Below are 19,615 nucleotides of genomic sequence, written 5' to 3'. Positions count from 1 at the left end.
AGGATTGGATCGAACTGATGGAGGGTGATGGTCATGCGCCGATGGTTACTGGTCATGACTCTGCCCGTCCTGCTGGTCGGGTTCCAGACCGCTTCGAGAGCCCAGGATCGTTCGGGACTCGTCTTGCAGCCCCCGGCTGAGATTCTCTCGGAAGAGGTCCACTCGGCGCCGCCGATTCCGTTCCCACCGATGCCGCAACCGACTTCTCCCCTTCCTCACGAGACCGCCTCCGCACCGCTCTTGAACTTCACTCCGACGCGGCCCATTCATGCCGCGTCGAGCACTGGGCAACCTGCGCCGCATCGTTCAGAGGACGTGCCTGACGGGATTCAAATCCTGACACCCTTGAGTGGCTCATCCCCGGAGCTTTCCTCGCTGGAGACGACGCCCCTGCCACCGACCACGATTGCACCGCCGATCGGAGCCGAATCAACCGATTCCGTCAACGTGAACCCTTTCTTGCCGCCAGGACCAGACCAGGAATCCTCAGCGAAACAGCAGGCCAAGGGAGTCGATCGATCCGATCGGAACCGAGGCTCACGGTCGATCGGCCCAGAACGTTCGGGAATCTTTGGAACGATGTTCGACAGGCTGACCAGCCGTTTTTCCGCCTCACGATCCCTGAGCCTTCCCGTGCGCGTCACACTTCCCGGGAACCTTGAGCCGGGCGACCCGGCCTCGGCCGAAGCACTGAAGCAACATCTTCAACGCATCATCATCCAACAGGAAGCTGATCGGATTCGTTCAATTGAATTGCTCATAGTCGGGACTCGCGTTCACATCCGGGCCGAAGCGGCTCGTCCCTGGCAACGCCCTGCCCTTCGACGCGAACTCGAACGCTTGCCAATGCCCCCCGGATTCCACTCAACCGTTGAGGTGCGTTGACCCTGACCGAACAGACGCGACGACCCGCATTGCCTCCGGTCAAGGACTCTCCGGAATCGGCACGTCGGTCGCGTCTGGTTCGGGGAGGCTGAGCTGATCTCGATACTGGTCGAGGAGTTCCTGAAATTCGCTCCGATCGCTCAGTGCATCCAGTTCCGGATCACCCCAGATGATCGGATCGCTGAAACCAAGTTCGAGCGCCTCGCGAAGCCGGTCGAGTGCCAGGTCAATGTCCCCCTCAAGCGCAAGATTGCACGCCTCGTTATAAAACGTAGCGCTGATATATTTTTGTTCCTCGTTATTTGGCGGCGGATCAAGTTCGAGGAGCATGCGACCGACTTCAGCCGACCGGTTCAGGTAAGGCATGCTTTCCCCACGTCGACCTTCCTGGACCGCGAGATCCACACCTATCGTTTGAGTCACCTCCATCAGACTCAAGAGCGCCATTCGGTGATTAGGAACTCGGCGAACCACGGCTTCGAGGACAATTCTCCGGTCATCGGGTGCCTCCCGGCGATCGAGGATCTCGAGCAACTCTTCCAGAGAGTGTTGGTCGAGATCCATCTGATCGAGTGCGAGGGGCTCACCTTGTTCCTCATCAATTACGAGGTCTTCGGGATCGGCATTTTCCTCCGGTTTAGGAGGATTCTGAGTCGTGTTCGGATCGATTACGGTAGACCCATTGCTTGATGAATGATCAAGCTCAGGTGAAGGCTCGCGACAGGAAATGCTGAAGAGGAGAATGCTTGCCAGGACCGTCAACGTTCGCAGTCGCAGACCTCGTCGCATGGTGATGAAGCCTCCAGCAATCGAGCAGGAAATCGACTTGAAGATGCTCGTTTGTGTCCTCAACTTAAGTATTCCTCACTGGCGTGAGCAACGCAACAGTCTCCTCAGGTCTCTCCCGTTCCAGGAGCGAGGAGAGGACTGGACCAGAAGCTCGGCGGCAGGCACCATAAAGGATGTCGCAAACCGTCAGGAGCAATCGCCATTGATCAATGAGTGCTCGTGATCCGTTTGCAATGCTTCGGAACAGCATGGTCGAGACGAGGAGGACGGTCATGGACCTTGGTTTGATCAACTCCGCCTGGGCCCAGGCCGGTCGGGAAACGGCCTTTGGCATCCAGAAGACCAAGGAGATCGGGTTCGATTGCATCGACATTTTTGCCGATCCGCTGGACATCGACGTTCGAGAACGCAAACTCATCAAGGATGCGTGCGACAAGCTTCATCTGCCGATTGTCAGTGTGCCGTGCGTGGCGGTCGGCCTGATCGACTTCAATCCGAGTGTGCAACGGTTCCATCTGGAACGTTGCCGAAAATACCTGGACATGGCCTACGAGTTCGAGGCCCGAAACCTGTTGCTCGTGCTCGGAGAGTATATCTGGCAGAAGCAGGTCATCCCCCCCGAAGAACAGTGGGAAACCGGCGTGCAGAACGTCAGAATCCTGGGCGAATATGCCGAGGATCTCGACCTGGAGATTGCCCTGGAGTTGGAACCGTTCGAGCTCTCGCTCGTGCGAGATATCGACGGGATGGTCCGCTTCCTTGACGCGGTGGACCATCCGACCGTGAAGGCGAACCTGGATATTTCCCACCTGGTCCTCTCGGGAGAACCGCCCGAGAAGATCGTAGCGCTTTCCGGTCGAGTTGCTCATGTTCATATTTCGGATTGCGACGGCAAGGTTCATGGCGATCTGCCACCTGGTCGGGGGGTGGTCGAGTTCGCGGGTTATCTCGAGGCGATCAAACACTTGAACATCCCTGATGCCACGATCTCGATCGAGCTTGAGTATTCGCCCGAGCCGGACAGGATTCTCGACTGGGTGCGGGAGGCGTTCGATTCGACCAGCCAGTTGATGCGCGAGGCGGGGCTCAGAGCGTGATCAGTGCGGTTGGGATGGGTCGGGTTGTCACCGGGGCCGCGCTTGTGGTGGTCGTGGTCTGGCCGGTTGTGGCCACGGTCTTGCTCGCTTTGCAGGGAGAGGCAGGCCCTTCCACCAGCGCGGGCCTGATCGACGCCTCCGCGTTTGGTCGAGAGACGGGTTTGGTCGCCGGCCCTGCGGTTGAGACGTTGCGGGTGGTTGGCTTTGCAGTCCTGGGCTCATTTCTGCTCGGCATCCCACTCGCGCTGGGCCTGTTTCGAACAGACCTCCCCGGTCGGGTCCCAGTGCTCGGGATGATGGCGTTGGCCCTCTTCGTCCCCATGCCCCTCTATGCGGCGGCATGGATTGGTGGATTTGGAAACGCCGGATATCAACAAGCTTATGGGACGTCGCCCTTGCTGGTGGGCTGGACAGGCGCAGCCTTCGTGCACGCGATGGCAGGAGTGCCCTGGGTGGTCCTCCTGGCAGGGATAGGGTTGAAGGGGGTTGAGCCAGAGCTGGAAGAATCGGCCCGACTGGACCTGCCACTCTGGCGCGTCGTGCCAGGGGTGACGCTCCGACGATCCGCCGCGGCGATCATCGGGGCCGGGCTCCTGGTGGCGGTCCTGACGAGTGGCGACATGACCATCACCGATCTGCTGCTGGTGCGGACCTACGCCGAAGAGGCTTACGTTCAGTACGGACTTGGCCGACCTCCCTGGGCGGTTGCTCTGGTGGCAATTCCTCCGACGCTAGTCATGATGGGCACCCTGCTCATTGCACTAAGGTTCACAGAGATTTTTGAGTCTTTTCGTGTTTCGACCGGAACCCGATCGTCTCAGGTCTGGTTGCTGGGTCGGTGGCGATGGCCGGCGGCAGGAATGGTTTGGGGAGTCTCGGTCGCGATGTTTGGGCCGCCGCTGGCTGCCTTGATCTGGCGAGCGGGCAGGATCGGAGGAGACGCGGCCCGGGGGATCGCCCCGGGATGGTCCGTGGAGGGCCTGGCCGAGTCGCTCGCATACGCGATGGCCGAGGTTCGCGCGCCGCTCGTTCAGACCGGAATCGTTGCCGCCATTGGCGCGAGCCTGAGCGTGGTGCTGGCCTGGGGACTTTCGTGGCAACTGCGGACCCGAGGGGCCTGGCGGGTGGGCATCGTGACCTTGTTGGCCTTGATGCTCGCAATGCCGGGGCCGGTCGCGGGAATGGCCTTAAAACTTGCGTATCTCCATGTTCCGATTTTTTATGATACATCCTTGATCGTCATTCTTGGTGCCATGATCCGTACGGTGCCGTTTGCGGTCCTGGTGCTTTGGCCGGCCGTTCGCAGGGTGCCGCTTGCCGTCCTGGAGTCGGCCGAGGTGGATGGCTGGGGCCCCTGGCAACGGGTATGGCGGGTGGCTGTTCCCTTGTCGCTTCGGGGGATCGCTGGTGCCTGGCTCGTGGCCTTCGTGCTGGCCATGGGAGAGCTTCCGATCACGAACCTGGTCACGCCCGCGGGAATGGACTCGTTGACCGTGTTCCTCTGGGGGCAAATGCACTTCGGCGTTGACAGCCGGATCAGCGGAGTCGGACTGGTGTTGCTCGGGCTGTACGCGGCAGTCGGTGGACTGACCGTGGCTGTCACCTCGGCAACGCTCCGATCGTTTCATAACGTGATCAGTTGACTTCAATAACGAGACGGTATGGTTTCGTTCGTGGAATAAATCACGATCGAGACTGCCAGGACAACCGTCGGATCTTTGGTTAAGATCGTCGTCGAGCGTTGGGACGAGTTCACGTGGGGGGCGCCGCGAGCTCGGGATCGGAGAAAGGAGGCCGGAAGATGGCGAGGCGTATTGGCTTGGGGCCGGTCTTCGCGTTCGAGTGGCTGATGACGTCGAGGCGATGGCAAGCGTATGCGATGCGATCGCTGACCGTCTTGATCTTGCTCGCGGCGATGACGTTGGTCTGGTTCGAGTCGTACGCCGGGCGAAGCGGGGGTCGGGAGCTCTCGATACGGCAGCAGGCTCAGGTGGGCCAGGCGTTTTTCGGAACCACAGCGATGATCTTGCTGGGACTGGTGGGCCTGGCAGCCCCGGCCGCGACAGCCGGATCGATCTGTCTGGACAAGGCAAGGGGGAATCTGACACTGCTGTTCGCCACAGACCTTTCCAATACGGAGATCGTGCTGGGGAAGCTGGCGGCGCGGCTGGTGCCGGTGCTGGGCTTGATCCTCTGTGCGGCTCCGGTGCTGGCGATCGGCACCTTGTTCGGCGGGATCGACCCGGTCGGGCTAATCGGCTCCTTGCTGGTGATTCTGGCCGTGGCAATCTTCGGCTGCTCACTCGCACTTGCGCTGTCGATCTGGGGACGAAAAACCCATGAAGTGCTGATCGCAACGTATGTTTTTGGAATTCTTTACCTCATGGCCGCTCCCATCAGCCTCGGTCTGTTCGAGCTGGTCCCGAGGAACTGGCGTTGGACCCAAATGAATGTGTTCGAGGAACTGCTCCGATTCAATCCGGTTTTCCTGGTACTCTCCACGATTGAGACACCGCCGATCATGCGGCCGGTGACGTTCGGGACGAACGTGCAGTTTCTGGGACTGGGTCTGGCGGCATCGGCGGGCCTGATGGGGCTGTCGATCTGGCGGCTTCGGTCGGTGGTGGTCGGGCAGCTTGGCAAAGTGGAACGCGGGGGCACACGACGCCGATCAATCCGATCGCACCTGACCGGAGCCATTGAGTCGGATCGGTTCGCTCGGGTTGCACCGGGAACCGCTCGAGTCTCGCGATGGATCCGGGGTGCCTGGCCGGCTCCTTCGCTTGACCGCAATCCGGTCTACTGGCGGGAGTGCCAACGCAAACGACCGTCTCGCCTGGATCTGATTTCGTGGAGCATCTACATTCTCTTTTGTGGGGGATTCAGCCTTTCTGCAATTTTTTTGATGCTGAGTGGAGAGAACTGGGGTGCGGGCATGGGGGTGTTTGTCAATGTGGTTCAGGTTCCGCTGGGCTTGTTGCTGTTGAGTGTTTCCGCGGCGACAAGCCTTTCGGAGGAGCGGCAACGCGGGAGTCTCGACGTGCTGCTGGTCACTCCGATGTCGACTCGATCAATCGTCTGGGGGAAATGGTGCGGAGCGTTCCGATCGGTTCCGCCGCTCCTGATCTTGCCGATTGGTGTGGCACTGGCACTCTCGACCGAGTCCGGACATGTTTGGGCGGTGGCCTTGCTGGCCGCTCTGATTTTGGCCTACGGAGCGGCAATTACAAGCCTTGGCCTTGCGCTGGCCACCTGGACGAACCGGATGGGGAGAGCCGTGGGACTGACCACAGGAATCTACGTATTCGTTTCCATCGCCTGGCCCTTTCTGGCCATGCTCCTGTTTGGAAATCGGGCGGAGAACCTGGGACTCGGGATCGCGTCGGCCAGTCCGTTCTTCGGAGTGGGTGCCTACTCGGCGTTGATCGCGGACGAAGGACCTCGAAGCGCGTTTGCCAGTCAGACCTTCTGGGTGTTGTTCTGGACCATGGCGAATCTTGGGATCGCTGGGGGTTTGCTGCTGGTTACCGTGCAATCGTTTAACCCATGCCTGGGCCGTATCGACGACCCGACCGAAGGGTTCGGAGGGGAGCTGGAGGATGAGCCGATTATCCCGGCGAACCCGCGTGCAGAAACGGGTTCGGCCAGGACAATCGGCGTGCAGCACATCGCGGACTCGGTTGGGCCTCGTGAGTAAGATCAACTCACGTTTCGATCTCTTTGTGTCTCCAGATATTAGTTGTTGGCCGGTCAAAATTTATAAAGATTGAATTGTCTGCTCACACGATTGACTCGTCAGAACGACTCCAGTGAGCGGTGGCCCATTGACCGAAGTTCTCCTCGACTGAGACTCGCATGGCCACTGGGAGCGTGAGGCCGCGAGCCGTCAGGGCCTCGCGAAGGCGAACGCCAAGGTAATCGGCGATCAATTCGGTGGTGGTGTTGGGCACGGGAAGCAGGACGCACTCGTCGCGGGGGAAGCTCCAGTAGCGATCCTGGTAGTGGCAGATCAGGTTCGGCCCGTCTTCGGAAACGGTGATGAAGGGGCTGCGATCGGGCAGGAGCATGCGGTGATCGAGTTCGAGGACGAGGGCCTTTGTGAGGTCTCGGAGGGCGATGAAGTCGAAGACGTAATGGTTGTCGTCGAGCGGTCCATCGACTTCAACGGCCACGCGCCAGTTGTGACCGTGGATGCGTTCGCAGATGTCACCGTTGAAGGTGATGAAGTGCCCGGCGCTGAAGACGAGGTCGTCCTTGGTGACGCGGACCGTGTAGAGATTCGCTGACATGGGGATGATTTCGACCGTGGGAGTCTGAGGATTCAGAGCACGTCGCCCGCGTCCCATCCGAGGCGGGAAAGGTGGCGGGGAAACTTGATTGTCCCGTCGTAGAGGGCAGCGTACAAGGTGGCCGCGATCAGGTCGGCGGTCGCGCCGGGGTTGCGGGAGTGGCCTTCGGCACGGAGCCAGGTGTCGAACGCTCGGATCTGCGTGATCGAATCCGCCGAATCGGGCCAGCCGGTGGCAAGGACGGAAATCGCTCGGTGGGACGATTCGAGCGCGACGTCGGGGCCGCACTTGCGGGCGATGAGGGTGTCGGGGCGCTCGGCCATGAGGGTGAGGTGAGTGAGGACGATGGCGGTTTCAAGGGGGCGATTGCTGAGCAGGGCGTCTCGCAGCGTGGGAAGTGCGAGATCAAAGATGTCTGCATATCCTGCCTCATACTGCCGAGCGATGGCGTCATGAGAGGCCGCAAGGGTCATCGCCTCGCGGAGGGTGATTGTGGGCTCGTGGGCGACGTCGTGTTCGGGGACCGAGCCGAGACCTCCGGGTCGGGCGATCCGGATGGCTTCATAAACGACTCGGGCATCGTCGATGGTCAAGTCGTCGAGGATGCGCTCGACCCCCTTTCGCAGCCCCTCGGCCTTGTGACGCACGCCGGCCATCGGGGTGAGAAGGAGAATCATGCCGAGGTTGGTGTTGTGGCCCACGCGGGCACGAGACTCTTGCACGGCGGCCCGGACGACAGCGCCGACACCGAACTCCTGAATGCGATCCGGATCGAGCCACCCGGAGAGGGTCGCGGCAGAGAGGACGAAATCGAGGTAGTGGGAGTCATCGAACGCCCGACCCGGATGGACGTTGCCAGGCTTGCGAGCCGTGGCTTCGAGCAGGCAGGCGAGGAAGGCGGGATCAAATCCAAGACGGGAGAGATCCTTGATCATCGATGCCACCGAATGAGATCGTCGAGGAGGGCGGCGGCCACGTCGATGCCGGTTGCCGCGGAGAGGGCCCGCCAGCCGGGGACTGCGTTGACTTCGAGGACGACAAGACGGCCGGTGCGGGAGTCGGGAAGCAGGTCGACACCGGCCATGCGGGCGCCGACGGATTGGGCAGCACGGAGGGCGAGACGCTCGGCCTCGGGGTCGAGGAGAAGGGCCTCGGCACGGCCGCCGAGGGAGACATTGGTGCGCCACTGGCCATCGGGGGCGGTGCGGCGGATTGCGCCAAGGACCCGGCCATTCAGGACGAAAGCGCGGAGGTCGTGGCCGTTGTTCGGAATGTGTTGTTGCACATACAGAACAGCATCGATTCGTTCCATTGCCCGAAACGCTCGAAGGGCGAGGTCGGGGTTGGAGAGGCGGACGAGGCCGCGGCCCTCGGCCCCGAAGAGGGGTTTGAGGACGACATCGCCGCCAAGGGCGTGGAAGGCGTCCATCGCGTCTCGGGCCGACTCACCGACCCAGGTGGGCGGGACGGGGAGGCCGGCGGCGTCGAGCTTCGCGAGCGAGAGATACTTGTCGACGGCAGCCTCGACGGCCCGGGGGGGGTTCAACACCGGGATGCCGCGGGCTTCCAGGCGATGCAGGGCGTCCATCCGGTAGACGACCTGCTCCAAAGAGCCGGGGGGCATCATGCGGACGAGCACGCCATCGACGCCGAGCAGGTTGACCTGGCGGGCCTCGATGCGGGCAGGCCCTCCGCCGATTCGGGCCGCGAGCGAGGGGAACGGGAGCGGGTCGAGGCGGCAGCCGACGACCTGGGATGCTCGGATGAGATCCTGGACATGCCAGCCGGTCCCGGAGACGAGGGCGACGAGGTGCGGGGGCATGGGCCGGTCATGCGCCCTCGGTGCCGAAGGATCGGGCGAGCACGGCGGGTTCGAGGCGGCCGAAGGCGAACGAATGACCCGTCTGGAGGTTGCGGAAGGCGACCTCGGCGGGGCTGAACAGGTGGGGATCGACGGCGTAGAAGTCGTGGTTGTAGCGGGCGAAGATGTCGGCAAAAGGCTCGCCGTGGTCGCGGGAGGAGGAGGACGGGACCTTCGGGCCGAGGGCGCGGAGCGAGTCGTCGTCGCCCGTGACATCGAGCACGACGCGGGCGCCGTAGAGGATGGCGTCGTTGGTCCGGCCGATGGCCTTCAGATCGTCGGAGGCCACCGGTGGCAGCGGAGCGGTGCCGAAACCGGAGACGATCCGGGAAAGGTCGAACTTCAGTTCGTGGAGCTTATGCAAGCATGTTTCGACGGATCGAGCAACGACCTGAACCCCACCGGCGAGGCTGGCGGTCGGGGCGATCAGCAAAGTGACGGCCGAGGGAGCAACGCGGCACGATTGCGCGACGTGGGCGATGACCTCGGCGGTGGGCAGCGAGCGGCCTTCAAGGACGCCGACGACGGCATCGGCGTCCTCGCGGAATCCGATGGTGCTGAATAGATCTTCATGTCCCCATGCCGCCCGCATTGGCCCGGAGCCCATGGCGAAGAATTTGCTGAGGGCGATCTGCCAGCCGGCGTACTGGCTGGCAAGGCAGGAGGCGACGGGGTGGTCGGTGGCGACCTGGATTGTCGGGCAGGCAATACCCTCCACCTCGCCGGGGGCGAGGGTGATCTCGGCGAGGTCGGCCATGCAGATGCGGGCGAGGTCGAGCCCGGCAAGGAGGCCGCCCGGAGTCTCGACGCCGCAATCGACGACCCGGCCGCCTCCAGGCACGTCAACCACGCGGACTCGACGTTCCAGGGCGTGAGCGATGAGGAAGTCGGTCCGACGGGCGGCTCGGGCGTTCAGGTTCATCGGGCGTCCGGGGGCTGGGCGGGGTCGCGTGAGGGAGTCAGACAGGGGCGAGGGTCAAGAGTTCCCCCTGGCCGCCGTCGAGCAGATCCCCGTTGTACCGATCGAATGCGCGGGATTCCAGTCCGGGAGGGATCGGGAATCCTTGATCACGGAGGAACCGAAGATAGATCGCCAGGAACGGGAAACGATATCGACCCGAGGCGGCGAACGTGGCCAGAGGTTCGAAGTCGGGGCCGGGGTCGACCAGGGCGAGTGTCCCCCGCTTCATCCCTGATCCGGCCAGGCGGCCGACAGGGCCGAGGGAGAGGATCGTTCCGGCGATCAGGCCGCGACCGAGGCCGGGGCCGCTCGAACCGGTGACGGCGATCAGACCGCGGCGCATGGCCAGGCCGACCTCGGCACCGACGGGGCCTTCGACGAGGATCATGCCCTCTCGCATGCCGCGACGGCTGCCGGGTTCGGCCGCGCCGAGGTAGTCGCCGGTTGATCCACGGATGTGCAAGCGTCCGCCACGCATCTCGGCCCCGGCCCAGGTGGAGGCGGAGCCGATGAGGGTGATCGAGCCGCCGGCCATCGCCGCAGCGAAGTAGGGTCCGACATCCCCTTCGACGATCAAGGAGCCTGTAACCATGCCCGCGCCGATGCCTCGGACGTGGCGGAGATCGCCTCCGAGACGGTGAGGGCCGTGCGAGGCGTCTCCCTCGATGCGGAACAGGTCGCCGAGCGTGGCGGGTTGGTTGCCGATGCGAGCGGGAAGCGAGGCGGCTTCAACAGGAGAAAGGCCCGCCAGGCCATCGGCGCGGAGGGCGTCGGAGGCGACGGGGAGGGTGGTGGCGTCGGTCCAGGAAAGTGTCAGAGGCATGGGAGGCCTTGGGGGCAGTCGACCGTGGGTGGATCGCTTCCGAAAACGATAGCGGGGGAGCACAGGTCGGGCAATGCGCCGGTGGCTCAGTGGCCAGAGGCGAGGAGGTCGGTGGGGAGCGGGTCAATCGATTCCCAGGAGGCTCCAGAGGAAGAGGCGCGGGTCCAGAAGCATCGGGAGGGGCGGAGGGAGAAGCGGTCGCGGAGTTCGGCGAGCAGGGCATCGCGTCGGTCGGGCGGGCCGTTGTCGAAGGCGTAGAGGGCGGGTCCCCAGGAGCTTTGGCCGACGCCGTGGAGCTGGCGATCGGAGAGGAAGCGGGCGAGTTGCTCGACCTCAGGGCAGGCGAAGCGTCCGCCCTGGGCGGGGGAGAACCAGTCGCCGACGTGGGATTGGATTTCGACGAGGGCGGCGCCGAAGGCGGGGAGATCACGCTCGGCCACCGCGGGGAGCAAGCCGAGCAGGACGAGGCGGCAGAGGCGATCGGAGAGGGAATCGGGCATGGGGGGGAGGTCGCGGAAGGCGAGGCGTTCGGCCTCGCCGTGGAGGCCGGGAGGGGCAGTCGGGATGGCGACGAGGACGGCCCAGTCGTCGGGGAGGGTGGCGCGGGCGACGAGGGGAGGGATCGCCCCGGAGGCACGATGGCCGCCGTCGACGATCAGGCCGCCGCGTTCAAATCCAAGGATGCCGATGCCCGACCGTGCCCCCCGGCCAGCGAGTTGCGCCAGGCGCTGGACAGGTAAATCCCCTTTGCCGTTCAGCAGGGTAATCGCCCTTGCGACCGCCAGGCCGAGCTGGGTGCCGGAGCCGAGGCCAACGTGCTCGGGGATCGCGCGGTCCATGTGGATGTGGGTGGCCATCGCCCGGGCACGGTCCATCTTGCGGGCGAGCTGGAAGAGGACGCGGGAGGAGAAGTCGGAGACGCGGGGGCGCTGGCCCATCATGCCGGTGATCGCCCATTCGTCGCTACGCTGGGCACGGAGTTCGACGCCCGGTTGCTCGATCATCAGGCCCACGCCACCGAAGCGACGTCCTGCCTCCGGTCCCCAGGCAAGCGGGCCGAAGTGCAAGCGGCTGGGGGTCTGGATGCAGACGGCTCGGGGGACGACCACGTCGGAAGAACCGGGAATCGGCACGCCTCGACGACGGGCAATGGCATGGACATGATCGCGCAAGAGTGCGAAGGCTTTTTCTTCATCGGGTCCGGCGGTCTTGTCGATGAGGACGGAAAAGCGGTCGTACTGCTCCAGGATTTCGGGCAAGTGGAGGAAATCGGTCCGGGTGGCGAGGATGGCGGCCTCGACGACGGCATGCTTGGCGCGGTTGAGGCCGAAGAAGTCGCGGAGGGTGCCCCGGGCGACGGCCTCGCAATGGATGGTGGTGCGTTCGTCGCGGTCGTCGAGCTGGGTGACGCGAAATTCGACGTATCGGCAACTGCTCGTGAGAATCCGACCCTTGACAACGTCGGCCGGGCGGGTGGGGGCGTCGTTGAGGCGGCCGATCGCGCCCCGGGCGATCATGAGGACGTCGTCGGTGACGTGGAGGACCCCTTCGCCGAGGGCCTTCAGGTTGCGGTAGGTGGTCGAGGAGGTGTAGGGGCGGAGGGTGAAGCGGTCGAGCGTGGGGGATTCGACGATCGGCCCCATCGGGGCGATGTTGAGGGAGCCGTCGGGGCCGAGGGTAGTGACGATGCCTTCGAGGATCACGAGCCGAGCCCCCCTGCCCCGCCCTCGTGGCGGCGGTGGAGTTCGCGTTCCCACTTCCGGCGATCGACGGCGCTGACCTCGGGCTCGGTGAGGAATCCCCAGTCGAGGGCCTGGTCCTGACGGTAGTGCTTGCCGAGGGTCAAAGCTGTCTTTGCCTTGGCCAGCTCGTAGCCGAGGTAAAAGGCGTGCGACGGCTCATCGACCCCCATGCGGTCGAAGAGGGCGAAGGGGTCGGAATCGGAGAGGAAATGCTGATGATTGAGGGCGTAGATCATGCCGTCCTCGGCGAAGATGCGCCAGTTCGGGTCCTTGATGCGGCGCTGGAGTTCCCGGAGATTCTCGGGGCCGAAGGTGGGGATCTTCGGATCGCGGAGCATCACCAGGCCGGGCTCCAGGTGCTTCGGCAACGTCTTGTTCGTCACCGCATGATAGGCAAGTCGGCGGGCCAGGTCGATCTCCCGGACGGACGATCGCGCCCAGTTGATGACGGCGGTGGTCAGGACGGAGCCGACGCGAAGCTCCTGGCAGAAGCCGATCAGCGCGACGTTCATGCCGCTCGAATCGACGTCCGTCAGTTCGGTCAGGTTGCCGATGCCCATCATCATGGGGGCATCGGGGTAGCGGCGACGCGTTTCCAGGTAACGGCCGAGCGAGGCGGCGAAGCCGAAGCCGATCGGCTCGATGATCGGGTCGAGGCGGAAGGGAATGCCGTGCTTCGTGAGGAATTCGACCGATGCGTCCAGGCCGTCGAGCGTGCCGACCTGATCGGGGATGACGACGACCTCGACGCCCCAGTCGCGGGCCCGGTCGCGGTTCGACCCGTTGACGCTCAGCACCAGGTCGGCCCCGGCGGCGACGGCGCGCCCGACCTCGACGGGATCGAAGCTATCGACCGAGACGCGGTGGCCCTGCTCGCGGAGCCCGGCCACCGCCTCGCCGACGCCGAGCCAGGGGCCTCCGGGGTCGCAGCCGAGGTCGATCCGGTCGGCCCCTTCGGTGCGGAAGCGGTCGGCCTGGACGAGTAATGCGTCGATCGGGAGGGTCGGGGCGTGGTTGATCTCGGCGAGGATCTCGATGTCGAAGGCACCGTAGCCGTCAGCCTTCGGGCAGTCGAGGCCGAAGGCACGCGGCAGGTCGCGCAGGTCGTCCGGGCCGCGCTCGACGGGCACGGGGGCCACCTTCTCGACCACCGGGGCCAGGTCCCCCTTGCACATGCCGGGCAGGATGACGCGATCGACCCCCTCGGGAACTTGCAGGTGCCTGGCGATCCACTTCGGCGGCATCAGGGCCGCGACGGTGATCGGCAAGACGGCGACCTCGGCCCTGATGTTCGCCCTCGGCGCGAGGTCATCGAGCACCTGCCGGAGCGCGAACTCCGCCAGGCGGCCGGTGACGAACAAGATGCGGGGGCCGTCGCGGTGGGGCATCCTCTGATTGTCGCACTTGCCCCCGGCCGATCGTCAACGGCCCTTCGAAATTCGCTTGACGGTCGGGTGGCGCCTGGGTGAAGATCACCAATCATCCGATCATGCCAGATAGTGTTTGTCCTTGATGGCAACAAGCGTCTCGGGTCCAACGCCGTCTGGTTTTCTGGCGACGTACGGTTGAGGATTGAAGGACAGGGAGGGCCGGTCAATCGACGTGCTTTGGCGACATCCATTCAGTGATTCGCAACGCCGGCGATGGGCTTCCCTTCCCTCGATCATGCAGGAGGGATCGATGACAACGATTGCGCTCGTGTTCCTGGCGTCCACACTCGTGCAACAAGTTCAGGTCGAGGAGGTGCTTAGGGAAGTACCCGCTCATGAGCGCCCGAAGTTCGCCAAGGAACCTGGCTGGGAGTTGATTTTCCCTCAGAAGTTCCGGGTCGGCCATGACTGGGGTGTGGCCCGAGAGGATCAGGTCATCAGTGGATTCTCCGTCGTCGACACCAATGGTGAGGTGCTGCGTATCCACTGCATCGTTGCTGGGCAAGGGTTGCCGGATCCCAACGCCCCAGAATTCCGCATCGTGGTCTTCGAGGCCGCAGGCAAGCGGTATCTCCCCGAGCGGGACGAAGCCAGCGGGCTGAGCAACAGGCACACCAACGTGCGCTCGTCCGTCTTCTCGCTCGACCCTCGGGTAATCGCCGCAGACCGGATCGAGTACATCGCCGTCGAGCAGGTCAAACGGGGTCCGAAACTCAACGAACTCTCTCGGTCGTCGGACGGGCGGAATGATCAAGGAGCAACGCATGAGCGAGGATCGTCGAGGGGGATCGGCGCCGTCCGTTGACCTGATCCGGGCGATCCGGGAGCGTGACGAGCGGAAAAGGAAGAAGGAGGGCCGGGTTCAGGAGGGGATGGGGTCGCTGATGTTCGGCGTCCTGTCGATTGCGATCGGTTCGTTCGTCCTGTTCGTGGCGGTGTCGGGGTTGCTCGACAGGCCGGTGCCAGGCTGGACCGAGCCATATTCGATCATGGTGGTCGACGATGTTGAGTATTCGCGGAGCCCCTGGACGAACAGGTTGGTTGCAACGCCGGTGAAAGTCGAGGGGAGGAGGATCGAAGTCCCCTCGAAAACCTGTGCGGTGATGGTCCTGGTTGGGATCGGCCTCGGGGGGGCGGGGGTCGCCTTGGAACAGCGAAAGCCGCGGCGAAGGGGAGTGATTCTCTCGGTCGCGGGAGCGGTCCTGTGTGCGGTGGCGATCGGCCTGCCGTTGCTGGTGTGCGTGACGTTGAACCTGGCGGGGTGATCGGGCAGCGGGGGGGTGACCGTCACCCTCGGCGGGATCGAAGCCGGGCAAATCGAGGGGTCGGCACGGCTGACCATTCGCGATCCAGGCTCGGAAGATCACATGGTTGTCCCGATCCGGATCGCGGCCGGCGTGAATCGGCCTTGACGTTCCCGGGAAATGCTGGCCGGACGCGACGAAGTTGCCGCCGATAAGAGTTGGTGAATCCTGACGCACGGTCGCATCCAGAATTCAAGAACTCGGATTGCGATGGGAGGACCGATGAGACGTCCGGGCCTGACGCTGATCGAATTGATGGTCGTCATTGGAATCCTTGGTCTGCTGGCAAGCCTGATGCTGCCCGCGGTTCAATCGGCACGCGCGGAGGCCCGACGCGCTCGGTGCGCGAACAATCTCAAGCAACTCGGCCTGGCGATGCATGCCTATCAGGGGGCCTGGGACGTCTTCCCCCCGTCACCGCTCGGCCACCACATCGGCGTACCCAACTTGAACGGCCCTACTTACGTGAACCTCTCTGCCCACGTCGCGTTGCTGAGCGTGCTCGAGCAGGAGCCAATCTACGACTCGATCAATTTCAACGTTCCCACCATGTCTTTGCGGATGATCGAGCGCGGGGCGAACATGACCGCAGCAAGTCGGCACGTCACCTTGTTTGTGTGCCCCGAGGACGGATGGGCGTCGCCGGATCCGTTCGGCCCGACGAACTACCGGGCGAACCGGGGCGTCTGCGGCTTCTGCCGGTCGGGCTTCGACGACGGGTGCTTCACGTATCAGGGGACCGGCGTGCGGGGATTCACCGACGGTCTGACGCACACGATCGCCTTCTCGGAGAAGCTGGTCGGCGTGGGATCGCCTGGCGAGCCGACTTATCGGCCCCATCGCGACTGGATCCAGAAGGGGCCGGCGGGATATCCGTTGACGATCAGCGTGGACGAACTGGTCGATTTTTGCGCTCGACGCAACCTTGTGAGCGATCGAGATCGGATCAAGCACGACGCCGGCCGGACCTGGATGCTCGGGGGGGCGGAATATACCGCCTTCTTCGCGTCGGTCCCGCCCAATTCCCCGGTCCCCGACTGCGGCACGATCTATATGGGAGGGGTCGGCGTCTTCGCCGCCCGGAGCTACCACGCCGGCGGCGTCAACGTCGGCATGGCCGACGGCTCGGTCCGCTTCGTGTCGAACGGGATCCGCGACGAGGTATGGAGGGCGCTGGGGACACGCGGGGGTGGCGAGCTCATCCCCCATGCGGACTGGAGCGGGCGTTGACTCTCTCAACTTGAACAGTTCCGGTGACTATGCACGCAGATTTCTCTCATAATAGACATCTTTATTCTCTTGTCCATTTACTCGGGGGGGCGAAGTCCATGCAAGCCGATCGCACGGTCGAAATCATCGAGAACCTCTTGCGCGAGACGGCTCCGGAATCGATCCGGGTCGTCGTCTCGACAAAGCACCCACCCAGAGAGGTCCGGGAGGGTGGACCCGGGGAGAAATCGCAGACTTACATCGAAACACGCCAGGGAGAACGCTACTTCGACGACCAGATCATCGCCCTCGGCAGGCCGGTGGCCCGCCGGGCCTCGTATTGCGACGGGGATCGTTGCATCAACATCACCTACCGGCGCGAGGACGTCGAGACCCAGGATAAGGTCGGCATCAGCAATGATTTCATGTTCGATGCCGAGTTTGGCTTCCGAAGCGCCCCGGACCCAATCCGGTATTATCATGTAGGGCTGACACCACTCCATGAGGCCCTGCCGACCGCAGAACGGCTGCTTGATGAGCAGGTCATTGGTCGCGATTGCGACGTGTTCCACTTCGAGGGGGTCGGCCGCCCGGGTCGCGAGCAGTCGCTCGTCTACGCCCTGGACAAGGAAACCTCGGTGCCGCTCCGCGTCTCCGCCTATAATGATCCGGAATTCCTCGACTCCGGGGTGCCGAACTGGGTCTGGGAGGCCGAGTCGCTTGACCGCGTGGGTGAGCACCATTATCCGAAGGCGTCGAAGCTTTCTTCCTATGTCATCCGCAACGCTGATGGGGAGCGGCCGAAGGCGGAACTCGACGTCGTGACGGCGATCCGGGCCGAAGAGGTCGTCTTCGACGCGAGTTATCCTGCATCAACCTTCTGGCCCGACATCCAACCGGGGATCCGCGTCTTCGACCTGATCGAGGGGGGCTCCTACGTCGCGGGTGGCGGAGAGGAGGCCGTCTCGGACGACCTGGCCGTGAGCCAGATTCAAGAAGATACTCCCCCAATTCGCGTTGGCGAGCCCGGGACGGGGGCCTGGATGGGGGGCGTCGGCATCACGTTGAGCATTGCCGTCCTGGTCGTCGCCTTCCTGCTCCGCAAGAGGATTGCCTGATTGGAGGATTGTCAACGCGCCTTCGAGGCGGCGAGATAGCGGGAGAGGACGCGGATGTTCTCCGAAAAGGTGGCCGACTGAATGATTGGGGTTCCCTTCTCGGTAAGGTCGAGCCAGGCGCCGCGGTCGTCAAGTGCGTCGATGACCGCGCGGGCGGATCGGGAGAGGGTGGGGGTGAGCTTCGGAGAAATGGATTCGGGGGACGATCGACGCGGAGCGGGTTGCTCGCGGAGGCGGTCGTATTCGGAGGCGATGCGGTCGAGGCGGGAGGGGACGATGAAGCCGTAGTGAGTGGGCATGTCGTCACTGGAATAGGTGAGTTGATAATCCCTGGTGAAATAGAGCGGGCGATTGGTGCGGAGCTCGTAGAAGCGGGCGAGGCGGCCGTCGGGGAGCTGGGAGCGGCGGAGGTAGTCGAGGGCCTTCGGGATGGGTTCGAGGTATTTGGGGTCGCCCGAGGCGCGATAGAGCCGCATGAGGACCTGGAGGATGCCCTGGGATTCGCCGCCGCTGATGGCGGGGGGCTCGAACTTGCGGGACCATTCGGGGTGCATGGCCACGTTGTATTGCTGGGCCCAGGCGGGCTGGGGGTCGGGCATCTGGGCGAGGATGAGGAAGTCGCCGGCGCGGCGGGCGGCGGTGAGGTAGCGGGGGTCGTCGTAGGTGCGGTGGGCGAGGAGGAGCGTTTCGATCACATCGGGCATGAGGTTGTCATTGGTGACGTAACGCCCCAGCCAGGTGTTGGGCCATTCGCGGAGCCAGGTCTCGGGGTAGCAGGCGGGGAGAATCGGGTAATCGTCTTCAGAGAGGGGCTTCGGGAAAGAGTCCCACCAGACGTACCAACCGCCGTTGGGGTGCTGCGCGGCGAGGAGGGCATCGAGGCCGTAGCGGACGGCGTCGTGGATGCGGGGGTCGGCGAAGTCGAGGGTCTCATCCATCCGGATGAGGAAGCGGAGGGAGGCCTGGGTGGTGTCGTCGTCGAGGGTGGTCATGCGCTGGCTGCGAGAGGCTTTGGCAGGGCGATCGGGATTGTCGCGGTAGTCGAAGGCGGGACGTTTGGCGGGGTCGAACTCGATTGAGTAGAACCAGCCTCCGGAGTTCATCTGGCCGAGGCAGAGGGCGTGGGCGGCGTCAAGGGCGGCGTCGAGCAGGAGGGGATCGTCCGTGTCGAGGTAGGCGTCGAGCAGGGCCTCGCCGACGCTCGGGGTGCCAGGGGGCTGGACCCAGGCCATCGTCGGGCTGGCGATCCCCTCGCCTCGGCGGTCGGTCAGGTCGGAACTGACCCGCCAGACGTAGGCCCCGTGAGAAGCGACCTTCTCCGTGAAGAAGGAGACGGCGGCATGGAGGGCGGCCTCGGCCTCGGCGGGGGTGGGATCGGGGCGGTCGGAGGCCGAGACGACCTGGCCGATCGTCAGTGCAACCCAGAGGGAGAGATTCATGCCTCGATCTCCTGAATTCTTCGGGTTAGCGATCCTGCTGATCGACTACGGATGCTCAAGAGGGAGTCAGGCTGTCTGAGGGTGGGGTTCTGTTCTCTCCGACCATGCCGGGATCGCCAAGCATTTTCTGGAATTCCTTGAGTTTTTCGAGTTCGGTTTCCGCGAGTTGTTTCGTGGCGTACAGGGTTGAGAGCGCGAGCAGGGTAATCGCTGAACCACCGATGAGTGCCACCTGCCAGCGGGCTGAGCCTTCGAGACGACCGAAGGCATAGGCCTGCATCGCGACGAAAATCAGGATGCAGTTCAGGGTCCATCCCCGGGCGATTCTCAGTCGGCTCCGACCGTATTCGAGAATGAAGCGGAATGTCTCGTGCCGCGAGAGCACGGAGTATCGGGCCTGATGATAACTGTCCTTCGATCCAAACGTTCTCGTTCGCGCCGCTTCGATCCATTTATCGAAAGGGAAGTCAGCCAGGCGATCAACAACGATGCCGAGCACATAGGCGATGGCAAGCAGTGGGACCAGAATGAGCCACTCCACCGGCTTCAGGAGCGGAACCCACTCGTAACCGCAAAGGCCAACGATGGCAAGCGCCACCGCGATGGCAGCCCCCGCTCCGATGATGAGGAGTTCGACGAACAGTGCGGTCGTGTTCATGATGCGCCCC

18 protein-coding genes are annotated in these 19,615 nt (G+C 63.9%); 8 read left to right on the top strand and 10 right to left on the bottom strand.

All coding sequences use genetic code 11. The annotated features are described in order from the left end of the window. Positions 1-33 precede the first annotated feature (33 nt). The gene (locus HG800_RS04665) at positions 34-885 is read left to right on the top strand and encodes a hypothetical protein (protein ID WP_169974230.1); all 852 of its coding nucleotides are present in this window, start codon (positions 34-36) and stop codon (positions 883-885) included. A 39-nt stretch (positions 886-924) separates the two neighbouring features. On the opposite strand, the gene HG800_RS04660 is transcribed toward HG800_RS04665, so the two are convergent. Further along, complete coding sequence (locus HG800_RS04660) at positions 925-1,251, bottom strand: TPR end-of-group domain-containing protein (RefSeq protein WP_169974228.1); 327 nt, start codon at positions 1,249-1,251, stop codon at positions 925-927. Positions 1,252-1,946: 695 nt separating this feature from the next. Here HG800_RS04660 and HG800_RS04655 point away from each other — a divergent pair. From HG800_RS04655 to HG800_RS04645, 3 genes are all read left to right on the top strand, one after another. Beyond that, complete coding sequence (locus HG800_RS04655; protein WP_169974226.1) at positions 1,947-2,771, top strand: sugar phosphate isomerase/epimerase family protein; 825 nt, start codon at positions 1,947-1,949, stop codon at positions 2,769-2,771. Further along, positions 2,768-4,414: an ABC transporter permease gene (locus tag HG800_RS28145; RefSeq protein ID WP_169974224.1), complete on the top strand. Its 1,647-nt coding sequence runs from the start codon at positions 2,768-2,770 to the stop codon at positions 4,412-4,414. The genes HG800_RS04655 and HG800_RS28145 overlap by 4 nt, the downstream gene beginning before the upstream one ends. A gap of 158 nt (positions 4,415-4,572) precedes the next feature. After that, positions 4,573-6,468, top strand: coding sequence for an ABC transporter permease (locus tag HG800_RS04645; RefSeq protein ID WP_169974222.1), 1,896 nt, complete (start codon positions 4,573-4,575; stop codon positions 6,466-6,468). Positions 6,469-6,550: 82 nt separating this feature from the next. Here the strand turns inward: HG800_RS04645 and HG800_RS04640 are convergent, their stop codons facing one another. The 7 genes from HG800_RS04640 to HG800_RS04610 all read right to left on the bottom strand — a co-directional run bounded on the left by HG800_RS04640 (position 6,551) and on the right by HG800_RS04610 (position 13,835). Beyond that, entirely contained in the window at positions 6,551-7,060 is a 510-nt protein-coding gene (locus HG800_RS04640) for a 6-pyruvoyl trahydropterin synthase family protein (protein WP_169974220.1), read from the bottom strand. Between the two features lie 32 nt (positions 7,061-7,092). Then, on the bottom strand, positions 7,093-7,995 hold the full coding sequence (locus tag HG800_RS04635) for a triphosphoribosyl-dephospho-CoA synthase (RefSeq protein ID WP_169974562.1): 903 nt from the start codon (positions 7,993-7,995) through the stop codon (positions 7,093-7,095). Next, positions 7,992-8,882 (bottom strand): ATP-grasp domain-containing protein, encoded by an 891-nt coding sequence (locus HG800_RS04630; RefSeq protein WP_169974218.1) that lies wholly within the window; start codon positions 8,880-8,882, stop codon positions 7,992-7,994. Before HG800_RS04630 ends, HG800_RS04635 begins: the two co-directional genes overlap by 4 nt. Positions 8,883-8,889: 7 nt before the next feature. Next, complete coding sequence (gene mch, locus HG800_RS04625) at positions 8,890-9,843, bottom strand: methenyltetrahydromethanopterin cyclohydrolase (RefSeq protein WP_169974216.1); 954 nt, start codon at positions 9,841-9,843, stop codon at positions 8,890-8,892. Between the two features lie 37 nt (positions 9,844-9,880). Continuing rightward, positions 9,881-10,705, bottom strand: a complete 825-nt coding sequence (locus HG800_RS04620) for a formylmethanofuran dehydrogenase subunit C (RefSeq protein WP_169974214.1) — start codon at positions 10,703-10,705, stop codon at positions 9,881-9,883. Between the two features lie 86 nt (positions 10,706-10,791). Beyond that, complete coding sequence (locus tag HG800_RS27220) at positions 10,792-12,408, bottom strand: beta-ribofuranosylaminobenzene 5'-phosphate synthase family protein (RefSeq protein ID WP_169974212.1); 1,617 nt, start codon at positions 12,406-12,408, stop codon at positions 10,792-10,794. Further along, positions 12,405-13,835, bottom strand: coding sequence for a DUF6513 domain-containing protein (locus HG800_RS04610; RefSeq protein ID WP_169974210.1), 1,431 nt, complete (start codon positions 13,833-13,835; stop codon positions 12,405-12,407). Before HG800_RS04610 ends, HG800_RS27220 begins: the two co-directional genes overlap by 4 nt. Before the next feature lie 292 nt (positions 13,836-14,127). Here HG800_RS04610 and HG800_RS04605 point away from each other — a divergent pair, with 292 nt between their 5' ends. The 4 genes from HG800_RS04605 to HG800_RS04590 all read left to right on the top strand — a co-directional run bounded on the left by HG800_RS04605 (position 14,128) and on the right by HG800_RS04590 (position 17,508). Then, positions 14,128-14,682 carry a hypothetical protein gene (locus tag HG800_RS04605; protein WP_169974208.1) on the top strand — a complete coding sequence of 185 codons (555 nt, stop codon included), beginning with the start codon at positions 14,128-14,130 and terminating at the stop codon, positions 14,680-14,682. Further along, positions 14,642-15,142, top strand: a complete 501-nt coding sequence (locus HG800_RS04600; RefSeq protein ID WP_169974206.1) for a hypothetical protein — start codon at positions 14,642-14,644, stop codon at positions 15,140-15,142. The genes HG800_RS04605 and HG800_RS04600 overlap by 41 nt, the downstream gene beginning before the upstream one ends. A 261-nt stretch (positions 15,143-15,403) precedes the next feature. Further along, positions 15,404-16,411, top strand: coding sequence for a DUF1559 family PulG-like putative transporter (locus HG800_RS04595; RefSeq protein ID WP_169974204.1), 1,008 nt, complete (start codon positions 15,404-15,406; stop codon positions 16,409-16,411). Positions 16,412-16,509: 98 nt separating this feature from the next. After that, complete coding sequence (locus HG800_RS04590) at positions 16,510-17,508, top strand: hypothetical protein (RefSeq protein WP_169974202.1); 999 nt, start codon at positions 16,510-16,512, stop codon at positions 17,506-17,508. An 11-nt stretch (positions 17,509-17,519) separates the two neighbouring features. Here HG800_RS04590 and HG800_RS04585 read toward each other — a convergent pair whose 3' ends face one another. After that, the gene (locus tag HG800_RS04585) at positions 17,520-18,947 is read right to left on the bottom strand and encodes a pectate lyase (protein WP_169974200.1); all 1,428 of its coding nucleotides are present in this window, start codon (positions 18,945-18,947) and stop codon (positions 17,520-17,522) included. Between the two features lie 55 nt (positions 18,948-19,002). Then, complete coding sequence (locus HG800_RS04580) at positions 19,003-19,605, bottom strand: hypothetical protein (protein ID WP_169974198.1); 603 nt, start codon at positions 19,603-19,605, stop codon at positions 19,003-19,005. Positions 19,606-19,615 lie beyond the last annotated feature (10 nt).

It is taken from the genome of Tautonia rosea, from assembly GCF_012958305.1.
In the GTDB taxonomy this organism is placed as follows: domain Bacteria; phylum Planctomycetota; class Planctomycetia; order Isosphaerales; family Isosphaeraceae; genus Tautonia; species Tautonia rosea.
The sequence above is the reverse complement of the archived record's forward strand: the minus strand, read 5'-3'. Positions and strand labels throughout refer to the sequence as shown.